6 protein-coding genes and 1 pseudogene are annotated in these 7,687 nt (G+C 42.3%); 5 read left to right on the plus strand and 2 right to left on the minus strand.

Going from position 1 to position 7,687, the window contains the following annotated elements; translation table 11 throughout:
• Positions 1-121: 121 nt before the first annotated feature.
• Together ACE1CC_RS17015 and ACE1CC_RS17020 are read left to right on the plus strand one after the other, a co-directional pair.
• Positions 122-361 carry a hypothetical protein gene (locus ACE1CC_RS17015; RefSeq protein WP_413271622.1) on the plus strand — a complete coding sequence of 80 codons (240 nt, stop codon included), beginning with the start codon at positions 122-124 and terminating at the stop codon, positions 359-361.
• A gap of 354 nt (positions 362-715) precedes the next feature.
• A complete protein-coding gene (locus ACE1CC_RS17020) occupies positions 716-2,359 on the plus strand; it encodes an alpha/beta hydrolase (RefSeq protein ID WP_413271623.1) in 1,644 nt (547 codons plus the stop codon).
• A 278-nt stretch (positions 2,360-2,637) separates the two neighbouring features.
• Here ACE1CC_RS17020 and ACE1CC_RS17025 read toward each other — a convergent pair whose 3' ends face one another.
• Positions 2,638-4,503 (minus strand): glycoside hydrolase family 13 protein, encoded by a 1,866-nt coding sequence (locus ACE1CC_RS17025; protein WP_413271624.1) that lies wholly within the window; start codon positions 4,501-4,503, stop codon positions 2,638-2,640.
• 162 nt (positions 4,504-4,665) lie between these two features.
• Here ACE1CC_RS17025 and ACE1CC_RS17030 point away from each other — a divergent pair, with 162 nt between their 5' ends.
• From ACE1CC_RS17030 to ACE1CC_RS17040, 3 genes are all read left to right on the plus strand, one after another.
• Positions 4,666-5,334 carry a MarC family protein gene (locus ACE1CC_RS17030; protein ID WP_413271625.1) on the plus strand — a complete coding sequence of 223 codons (669 nt, stop codon included), beginning with the start codon at positions 4,666-4,668 and terminating at the stop codon, positions 5,332-5,334.
• A 147-nt stretch (positions 5,335-5,481) separates the two neighbouring features.
• Positions 5,482-5,883, plus strand: coding sequence for a hypothetical protein (locus ACE1CC_RS17035; RefSeq protein WP_413271626.1), 402 nt, complete (start codon positions 5,482-5,484; stop codon positions 5,881-5,883).
• A gap of 147 nt (positions 5,884-6,030) precedes the next feature.
• Positions 6,031-6,525: a DUF1269 domain-containing protein gene (locus ACE1CC_RS17040; protein WP_413271627.1), complete on the plus strand. Its 495-nt coding sequence runs from the start codon at positions 6,031-6,033 to the stop codon at positions 6,523-6,525.
• Between the two features lie 486 nt (positions 6,526-7,011).
• Here the strand turns inward: ACE1CC_RS17040 and ACE1CC_RS17045 are convergent.
• A pseudogene (locus ACE1CC_RS17045) lies at positions 7,012-7,569 on the minus strand (IS701 family transposase); the annotation flags it as partial.
• Positions 7,570-7,687: the final 118 nt, after the last annotated feature.

Genomic DNA, 7,687 nt, shown 5'->3' on the forward strand with positions numbered 1-7,687 from the left:
TGGTACTAGTGGTTGCTTAGAGTCCCGGGACATTTCACCCTGATAACTCAGGTCATTGATTCTTGAGGGTTAAAGTAAAATAATTGTTAACTATTTTAGCTTATAAATGACTACAAATTAAGTGAAGTTTTACAATACTCATGGATTGGAATCCAGAGGAGCCGATGTCACCGTAGACGAAAATTTGAGTCCTCCAGGGTCAAAATTGCAGGTGCTTTACCGAGCCGATTGGACGGACGAACAACTTAAACAGCCACCTACTGATGAGTTTATCCCAGTGGAGCAAACTCCAGAAGGTCGTGCTTATGTTCGGTTGTCTTTGCCACCAGCAGGTATGGTAATTCTAGGGGTTGAGAGATAGTTTATATCATGTCCGGTTGATTACCCATAATGTAGAGACGTTGCATGCAACGTCTCTACTCTACAGGGTTTTGGATTAAGGATATTATCGCCGATCGAGCGGACATGATATTAAATACGGATAGACTCAGATTTTGCACCAAGAGGCAGAGCTTCCGTTCTTTGTTCCCAGGTTCAACCTGGAAGGATCTGGGAGGTTCTACCTCCCTTGGTGCAAGACCTGATAGAACTCACATTATTGTTGAAACGATCGCCCCGCAATTGCAATAAGGAGGATAGTTTGGCAGGCACAAGCAAATTATTTAAACTTGTACCATTACTATTTCTAGTTAATTTGGGGGTAATCTCAGGGTCGTTGAACCCTAAAAGAGCTTTGGGTGCAGAGAAAATCATTGTGCAAGCAGGGTTACTGGAGAATTCGATCTCTATTGAATCCCTGAATACCTTCGCAAAAACTGGCAAAATCGATCGGGAACTGCGGTTCTATGCTCACTTCGTTGGCGAGGATAGGATGAATGAATTACGGAGAGTATTGCAGCGTCGGTTTCGGATCAATATAGTTGTAGTTTCTCAATTGACTTACTCTCCTTTGGGAGAGGATGCCTTAAAGCAGTTAGGTACACTAATCAAAACAGATGGTCGCATCAACGGATTTTATGCACTTCGGGCAGCTTTATTGAAGGCAGCGGGTAATCCTGATGGTTTTACCCTGGTAGACATCATGGAGGATTTTCCCTCTACAGGTATTCACATCAATACTGAACAATGGCTGCAACTTCAACGACGTTATTTTTCAATTGTTGACTACATAGATACGACAGTCAAAGCGATTACAGCGCAAGCACAACAGGAAGCAGCAAAGACACCTTCTGACTTTTCTGATCTGCCCAATCCCATTAAACCTGGGCCATACAAGTTCAATAAAAGCACTTTTTACCTGAAACGTTTAATCAAATCTCTGGAAGGCCGCCCCATAGAACGAGAATATTATGTAGATTTGTATGTACCAGAGGGGAAGACTCGCCCCGCTCCGATCGTTATTATCTCTCACGGATTAGGTTCAACTCCTGCTGCCTTTGCTTATCTGGGAACCCATCTGGCATCTCACGGCTTTGTGGTAGCAATCCCTGAACATATAGGGAGTGGGGAGGTACAGTTTGAGGATTTAATTACGGGGTTATCCACTACTAACGTTCAATTAACATCCTTTGTGGAACGTCCTCTGGATATAAAGCAGGTGATTGACGAGTTGGAAAAGCGTTCTCAAACCGACCTCGCTGGCAGATTGGATCTGTCTCGAATTGGAGTTATGGGACACTCATTTGGCGGCTACACGGCTCTGGTTTCTGCGGGAGCAACTCTCAATTTAGAACGGATACGGTTTGCCTGCTCTGCTCCCACTCGGTTGAGGTTAGATATATCCTTCAGTTTTCAATGTTTAAATGATGTATTGCCGTCCTTTGATACTCGCGTTTTGAGGGATTCCCGGATTAAAGCTGCGATCGCCATTAGTCCCACTACCAGTATTGTCTTTGGGCCAAAGGGAATGGGTACGCTCAATGTTCCCACGATGCTCATCGGTGGTAGTGCGGACATTGTAGCCCCCTTCATCGCTGAACAGGTCAACCCTTTTTTCTGGCTCAAAACACCCGACAAGTATCTAAGCGTAATTATTCCTGCCGGACACACTGCTGCCGATGCCACTGGCGGAGACAAAAATCCCCCGCCTAATTCCATTGCCGAGTTCTTAAGCGGGCCCGATCCAGTTCTGGCACGCCAATACATCCGAGCATTGGCTGTGGTGTTTATGCAAACTTATATAGGCGATCGACCTGAATATCGTACTTATTTAAATGCTAATTATGCTTTCTCGATCCAGCAGAATCCCCTCCAGCTTGACCTAGTTGATTCCTTCACTCCCCAGGCATTAGAGCAGGCATACGGTGGTTCGCCTCCCATTCCGTTCTTCCCACCACCCCTTCCCAAGGAAGATAACTAAAAGGGGGCGAAGTCAGTTACCCCCATTATGATTTGGCGATTGAAATCGCTGCTACACAAACAAAGTCCGCCTACGCGGACTGAAGAATAACAGGGGTTTTTAACGTGGATTGCCTCTACCACTAGAGCGCCAGTCCAGTAAAAGAGATTGACAAAAACAAAAAGATATGTACTCTGTAGGGGCGAAGCATTCGGGCGACAATTTATTGTACAAAACCCAAGATTTTCTTTCTGAATGCTTCGCCCTGCCGGGGCTTTTACTTCTACTGGACTGGCGTTCTAAGCTTTTTGCAAGACAACTCCGGCAAAAGGGGGAAGATTTAACTGGTGAGTTTGCGGATTCCAGAGGATTGTTGAGTCTGTGGTTAGAATTACTTGGGGGGATCGCCAATGTTCGGGAAAGGACAAGGTAAAATCTTGGGCATTGGCGTTGAGTGCGATCGCATACTCGCCACACTCATAACCATAAACACGATTGGCATCATCCAGCAACCAAGTTTGACGCGGTTGTTGCCAAAGATCGGTTGTTTTTCGACGCAAGGCGATTAACTGTTTATAGAATGCCAGTAAAGAGGTATCTTGTTCTGCATCCCAAAGCATCGGTAATCGCGATTCTTCTAATCGTCCGACATTTTCTAACTGACTCAACCCTACTTCGGTTCCATAGTAAATAATCGGGGGATGAGGTAAGGTAAATTGACATAATACTGCTAGTTTGAGGCGGCGTTTGTCACCCTTTACCAACCACAAAAATCGATTCATATCATGGTTATCTAAGAAACTGGGTAAGACTAAACTTGACCCGAAGTAGGCTAAATGTTGTTCTATAGCGCGATCGAACTGACTGACGCTCAAGCTTTCAAAGGCAAAGAAACCGCGTAGGAGTTCTAATAATCTAAAGTCTAAACAGCCATCCATTCGTCCGATGTACGATCGCATCACTGATGGCGGTTGGGTAATTTCTCCCAGTGTTACACTATCCGATTTCGTGCGTCGGGTTGCCTCTCGAAACACAGACCAAAAGGCATGACTCACACCATGAGCATAGTCTAACCGAAAGCCATCACAACCTTGTTGCAACCAGATGCAGGCGTTTTGGATAAAATGCTCGCGGACTCCGGGATGATCGGAATTAACTTCTGGTTGACCGGGAACATCAAAAAAACAATCGTATTCTAATGGATGGTTGCGAAAACGAAACCAATTATATGTCGGGTGTTGTCGATCGCCCAAAGCTGTCTGAAAAGCAGCGTGTTCGCTGGAGACATGATTGACTACGTAATCTAAAATAATCCGAATCCCCCGTTGATGAGCTTCCAAGATCAGCTTTTGCCAATCTTCCATTGTTCCCAGGCGAGGCTCAATGGTGCTGTAATCAATGGGATCGTACCCATGATGGGAGGGACTAGGAAAAATCGGTGTTAACCAGAGACAGTTTACGCCCAAATCCTGTAAATAATCTAATTTTGAGCGAATTCCGTTTAAAGTGCCGCCATAAATGCCACTGCGATCGCTCGGTGTATGAAAAGCGTTTCCTGGATTGGGTGCAAAGCGATCGACAAAAATTTGATAAATAATCGCCTCTTCGATCCAAGCTGGAATTGTTTGCTGACCAACAACGAATTGATAAATTTGAGGTTTATTATCCTGATACTTCTTTTCTAATGCCTGGAAATCAAAATCTTCTGCATTTGCTAATTCCTTGAGAGCTTTCACATCTACGTAGGGACAAGCGATCGTTTGGTTATTTGTCGTCGTTGCGGTAATTATGTATGAAACTTGTGTTCCTTGGGGTTGACCGGGAATACTCACACTCCACTGTTCCAAATAACACCATTGCAATGTATCCCACTCAATGTGAGTCCGTTGCATCGGTAACGTTATGATTGACGGATGCTCCAAATCGAGAGGCGATAAGGAAAGGTCAGCATCAGTTGTATAGTGGAGACTCACGGCTTTGGCAGCAATCTCTACACCCACTCGCACCGTAATTAAAATTGGTTCGTTATCTGTGGGATCGATCGGATTGAGAGTGAGGTCGTGAAATAATCCAACTCGCGCCATCCGGGTTTGTTGCAATCGCCCCTGAGAAGTGGAGAGGGAACCAAAGATAAATTCGGGAAGTTGGGGAATTCGATCGGTCATAGCAGATTTTTAACCAGTCCAAAAGTTACAATAAACCAATTATTTTTGTTAATCAATTCATTATGCTTTTTCTTGAAGTTGGCTACAGATGACCAACCTAATTTTTCACCCAGATTGTCACTTTTGTGATTTATTATTATTCAGCTATCATTATAATAACTTATGGATAAACAACTTCTCAGTACATTTGCCGCTAGTTTATTTGCGCTACTTAATCCCTTGGGGGTTTTACCAGTCTTTATTAGTTACACAGCGAAAGAGAACAAAAGCGTACAAAAATGGCTGGCGCTTCTACTTTCACTGACTGTATTAGGCTTATTGCTGTTATTTTTGTTTACTGGATCTGCGCTACTCAAATTCTTTGGTATTACCTTAGATTCCTTCCGAATGGCTGGAGGAATTCTGCTTTTACTAATAGGTATTAATCTGGTGACTGGTGATGTAAAAAGTAAATCGCAAGAGGCTGTTAATCAGGATAATCAAAGTGATTTTCAGGAAGCGGAGTCTGTTTATCGAAAGATTGTGATTCCGTTGGCAATGCCCCTGTTGGTTGGCCCCGGTGTTATCGCTAATGTAATTCTTTATGCTAATGAAGCTCAAGCAAAGAAAGGAGGATTTCATATCTTTGAATTAGCTGCTGTTTGCGTGTTCATTGCCTCAATTATCTGTGCAATTTTGCTTTCAGGTCGATGGTTGCAACGATTATTAGGCAATGTAGGGTTAAGTATTGCCACTCGTATTTTAGGATTATTGGTAGCTTCGATCGGAGTGCAATTTATTGTGATTGGATTAACTAACATTATTGTGAAGACGATCGCCACTCAACTGTGATGACCATTATCAATTTCGACCAAGAGCTTGTTGATTGCACGAGTTTTTTACTTTTTTATGTTATCTTTAATTGATTTCTAATTTACTAATAGACATCTCCAAACCTGAATTTGTAAAAAATAGGATGAATCAAAAGTGAAAAAATCAATGTTTCTGCTAGGGAGTTTGTTGATAATTGCCCTTGTAAGTTGTTCCCAGAACACATCTCAAGAAGCGGCAAAAGATAAAACTGATCTGTGTAACAGTGTTACAACTTTGCAACAAGACCTAATAAAGCTGAATAAATTAACTCCTAATTCTACTGTGGCAGAAGTGCAAGCAATAGAAGATCGAATTCAATTTGCACTTGATCGACTAACAAGTGCAGCAATTGTTGAGCAAGCTGAATTACGAAATGAGCTTAAACAAGCGCAAGATAATTTAGTGAAAACGATTAAAAATTTACCTGCCAAGGAAACTTTAGGACAGGCGGCTGCTCAGATTCAGCAAGCAGCAGCAAAAGTTGAAACTGCCAGAGTCAAGTTAGCTTCTGGTATCCAATGTCCCTAAGTTCTGCAAAAATATTCAGCCATTAATGGAATTTTCATCAGTTTGTCACTTTTCTTTGTTAGAGTTGCAAGTGCTTTGACAAAGATATGTTCAACTGATTGAAAATTTCAGTTTTGTCTCAAGTTTCAGCAAAGGAAAACGTAAATTATGGCAGCATTGACGGTCTGGAAATTTCATACAGCTGACGGCGCAGATAAAGCCCTCAGCAAGCTACAAGAACTACAAAAACAGCAGGTGATCCAGGTTATTGATGCGGCGATCGTCTCTTGGCCCCAAGGTCGCAAACGTCCGAAAACCTATCAAGCGATGGACACCACAGGAGCAGGAGCATTAGGTGGTGCATTTTGGGGAATGCTGTTTGGATTCATCTTCTTTATGCCATTCCTGGGAATGGCAATGGGAGCAGCAATCGGTGCGCTTTCTGGTCATTTTACGGACTATGGAATTAATGACGACTTTATCAATGATGTGAAAAGCAAAGTAACTGAAGGAACTTCCGCTCTGTTCTTGCTGACGGGTCAAGTGACGATCGATAAAGTGGAAACCGCTTTCACCCCTGAAGAACGAGGCGAATTAATTCAATCCAACCTGACCAATGAGCAGGAAGCAAAGCTAAGAGCGGATTTTGGTGCAGAAGAGTAACTCTGACATAGATGCGCTGAGCTCTCTCGTACTTACGACCGATAAACCCGATTAATTCGTAGATTCCTTAAACTTTTGCGATCCCGCTGTAAAAGTGAATAAAATGTAGCTGGTGATACAAAGTTTCTCTTTCACTCAAGGTTGGTTAATTGCCGAATAAATATTAATAAATCTTATGAATAAAAGGCATTAACCTAGAGCGCCAGTCCAGTAGAAGTATTTGACAAAATGAACCAAATGTAGGTCTTTGTACAGACCCGGCAGGGCGAAGCATTCGGGCAGAAAATCTTGGGTTTTGTACAATAAATTGTCGCCCGAATGCTTCGCCCCTACACAATACTTATGTTGTTTTTTTTGTCAAGAGTTTAGGGGAGAGCCAATCTCTCCTCCAATCAGAGGGGTTTGTATGAACCATTCGTGACAGGTTAAGAAAATGAAGCGAATGTCAATGAGAGAATATGCTTAATAAAACTGGAGTACCAAAGGTATCCCCATCATAAAACCGAGTTTTTGGTTTCTTAAAAACTTTAAGTTCTCTCGACTGGAATACCAACTATCTCCCGTCACCATCTGCGGCTGTAATCCCCATATTAACACTTCGGCGATCATTTCCCGAAAATAATCATTTTTACTCTTGCCCTCCTGTTTGTTATAAATCCGATAATTTACTGGCACAGATTTACTATTTATATCTGTATAATACAAGGTAATTAGATTAATCCCTTTAATCGGACGATGCTGATTACCTGACCAAAAGTATCTAATAAATTCAGTTAAATTTGGGTCACTATAAGGCTTTTCAATAACTGTATCATCTCCACTTAATGTTCCACCTACTAGCTCAATATGTGGTTTGAGTTCGTCAAATAAATCTTTTGGTTCATACCTTTCCCTGATCAAAAAACGATTCACGCTATCGTGAGATACTCCATCTAAAATTTCCGAGAGCCGACAACAACCTGAATATTTAGATTCAGCTAACAAAAAAAATGTGTACTTTTCCAAATCGCACTTGGCAGTAGATGCCTTAGTTCTGGTTCTAATCTTTTTTCTCCCCTGATAGCTTAAGCAATTTTACCCAACTCTGCTGCTTTTGGGAACTGAATTCACCTCTACTCCAGATATTCACAATAGAGTTCATTTGTCAATGCGTAAGTCCTAT

Origin of the sequence: Floridaenema aerugineum BLCC-F46, assembly GCF_041929345.1 — a bacterium.
Lineage (GTDB): Bacteria > Cyanobacteriota > Cyanobacteriia > Cyanobacteriales > Aerosakkonemataceae > Floridanema > Floridanema aerugineum.

What these genes read in the sequence shown, in the direction of transcription:
- ACE1CC_RS17025 (WP_413271624.1), bottom strand. Translation starts at nt 4,503, where the DNA reads ATGACCGATCGAATTCCCCAACTTCCCGAATTTATCTTTGGTTCCCTC.
- ACE1CC_RS17030 (WP_413271625.1), top strand. Translation starts at nt 4,666, where the DNA reads ATGGATAAACAACTTCTCAGTACATTTGCCGCTAGTTTATTTGCGCTA.
- ACE1CC_RS17035 (WP_413271626.1), top strand. Translation starts at nt 5,482, where the DNA reads ATGTTTCTGCTAGGGAGTTTGTTGATAATTGCCCTTGTAAGTTGTTCC.
- ACE1CC_RS17040 (WP_413271627.1), top strand. Translation starts at nt 6,031, where the DNA reads ATGGCAGCATTGACGGTCTGGAAATTTCATACAGCTGACGGCGCAGAT.